The 2,753-nt window shown below is 75.5% G+C and carries 1 protein-coding gene and 1 pseudogene; both read left to right on the forward strand.

Annotated elements, in window-relative coordinates:
* Positions 1-93: 93 nt before the first annotated feature.
* Entirely contained in the window at positions 94-2,148 is a 2,055-nt protein-coding gene (shc, locus tag ACEN98_RS33055) for a squalene--hopene cyclase (protein WP_413389126.1), read from the forward strand.
* Positions 2,149-2,424: 276 nt separating this feature from the next.
* Positions 2,425-2,753, forward strand: a pseudogene (locus ACEN98_RS33060) (squalene--hopene cyclase); the annotation flags it as partial.

Here is a 2,753-nt window from a genome sequence, read left to right on the forward strand (position 1 = left end):
GGGGGGGGGGGGGGGGGGGGGGGGGGGGGGGGGGGGGCGGGCGGGCGCGCGGCGGCCCCCGCGGGCGGGGGGGGGCGGGGGGCCCATGGGGGCATTTGGGGGGCGCCCGGGGCGGCTTACCCCCGGGGGCCCCCATGCCCCCACTCGAAATCCGGGCCCCCGGCGCCGGCGGGCGCCGTCGAGGCGGAACGCACCATCGGCAAGCGCGCGCGGCTGGAGCCGGCCATCGACGCGGCGCTCGCGGCGGTACTGGCCCACCAGCGCGGCGACGGCCACTGGGTCTACGAACTGGAAGCGGACGTCACCATTCCCGCCGAATACGTGTTGCTGGTGCACTATCTTGGCGAGACGCCGAACAAGGACCTGGAACGCAAGATCGGAACGTATCTGCGCCGCCGCCAGGGCGAGCACGGGGGCTGGCCGCTGTTCCACGGCGGCGCCTTCGACCCGAGCGCAAGCGTCAAGTCGTATTTCGCGCTGAAGATGACCGGCGATCCGCCCGACGCGCCGCACATGGCGCGGGCACGCACTGCGATCCTGGAGCACGGCGGTGCCGAGCGCAGCAATGTGTTCACGCGCATGCTGCTCGCGCTGTTCGGCGAGATGCCGTGGTCGGCGGTGCCCGTGATGCCGGTCGAGATCGCGCTGCTGCCCCGCTGGTCGCCGTTCCACCTGTCCAAGGTCTCGTACTGGACCCGCACCGTGCTGACGCCGCTGCTTGTGCTGGGCGCGCTGCGGCCGCGGGCGCGCAATCCCCTTGGTGTGGGCGTCGGCGAGTTGTTCCTCGCGCCGCCGGAGAACCTCGGGCTGGCGCCGCGCGCGCCGCACCAGGACCGCATGTGGTTCGCGCTGTTCCGCACGCTGGAGTCGCAGGTGCGGCTGCTGGCGCCGCGTCTGCCCGCGCGCCTGCGCCGGCGGGCGGTGGAACAGGCGGCCGCGTTCGTGCGCGCGCGCCTGAACGGCGAGCATGGCCTGGGCGCCATCTTTCCCGCGATGGTCAATGCCGTGCAGATGCTGGACGTGCTCGGCTTGCCGCCGGACGCGCCCGAGGCGTCCGCCGCGCGCCGCGCCATCGACCGGCTGCTCGTCGACCGCGGCGCCGAGGCCTATTGCCAGCCGTGCCTGTCGCCCGTGTGGGACACGGCGCTGATGTGCCACGCACTGCTGGAAGCGGGCACGCCGGCCGCATTGTCTGCCGCACGCCGTGGCCTCGACTGGCTGCTGCCGCTGCAGATCCTCGACCGGTCGGGCGACTGGGCCGCACGCCGGCCGGACGTGCGCCCCGGCGGCTGGGCGTTCCAGTACGAAAACGCCTGCTATCCCGACGTCGACGACACGGCGGTCGTCGCGATGGCCATGCACCGGGCCGCGCACCTCGAACCGTGGCCGCTGCCGGACCGGTACGCGGACGCCGTCGCCCGCGCCCGCGAGTGGATCGTCGGCATGCAGGGCAGGGGCGGCGGCTGGGGCGCGTTCGAGGCCGACAACACCCACTACTACCTGAACCACATCCCGTTTGCCGACCACGGCGCGCTGCTGGATCCGCCGACGGCCGACGTGTCCGCGCGCTGCCTGTCGATGCTGGCCCAGCTCGGGCCCGGCGCCTGCGCGCGGCGCCGCGCGCCGGCTGCGCGGGCGCTCGGTTGGCTGCTGCGTCGCCAGGAAGCGAATGGCAGCTGGTACGGACGCTGGGGCGTGAACTATGTCTACGGCACATGGTGCGCGCTATGCGCCCTCGCGGCGGCCGGCCTGCCGCCAGAGGCGCCACCGGTCGCGCGCGCCGCCCGCTGGCTCGCCTACGTGCAGAATCCGGACGGCGGCTGGGGCGAAGGCGGCGACAGCTACCGGCTCGACTACGCGGGCCACGCGTGGGCGCCGTCGACGGCATCGCAGACGGCGTGGGCGCTGCTGGGCCTGATGGCGGCGGGCGCCGTCGAGACGCGGGCCGTCGCGCGCGGCATCGCCTGGCTCGTCGACCACCAGCGCGCGGATGGCCTGTGGGACGAGCCGCAGCACACGGCCACGGGCTTCCCCCGCGTGTTCTACCTGCGCTACCACGGCTACGCCAGGTATTTTCCGTTGTGGGCGCTGGCCCGCTACCGCAACCTGCGGGCCGGCGGCAGCGGCCGGGTCGCGTTCGGGATGTAGACCGTGCCTTCGGCGCCGTGCGTGCTCGCCGTCTGCGGCATGCCGTTCGAGGCGGCGATCGCGGACGGGCCCGGCGTCGCCAGCGTGTGCGGGCCGGGGCCGTGGCGGGTGGCGCAACGGCTGCACGGGATGCTGGAGGGGCCCTGTCAGGCGCGACCCGGTCAGGCGCGACCCGGTCAGGCGCGACCCGGTCAGCAGGGACCCGCTGGCTGGGCTGGCATCATCAGCTTCGGCTGTGCGGGCGGCCTGGACCCGGACCTCGCGTGCGGCGACTGCGTGGTGGCGACGGGCGTGCTGACGCCGGACGGCCTCGTCGCGACGGACCCGGACTGGTCGCGCGCCTTGCTGGACCGGCTGCCCGGTGCCCGTCCCGGGCTGCTCGCGGGCGCGGACGCGCCACTCGCCACGCCGGCCGCCAAGGCGGCGCTGTGGCGTGACGCGGGCGCCGCCGCCGTCGACATGGAAACGCATGCCGCCGCGCTGGCCGCGAGGCGGCACGGCCTGCCGTTCGCGGCCTGCCGCGTCGTGCTCGATCCGGCCTGGCGCACCGTGCCCGCGGCCGCGCTGGCCGGCCTGGACACGGGCGGCATCTGGCCCGTGCTGCG

This window comes from Massilia sp. CT11-137 (assembly GCF_047302885.1).
Lineage (GTDB): Bacteria > Pseudomonadota > Gammaproteobacteria > Burkholderiales > Burkholderiaceae_D > Telluria > Telluria orientalis.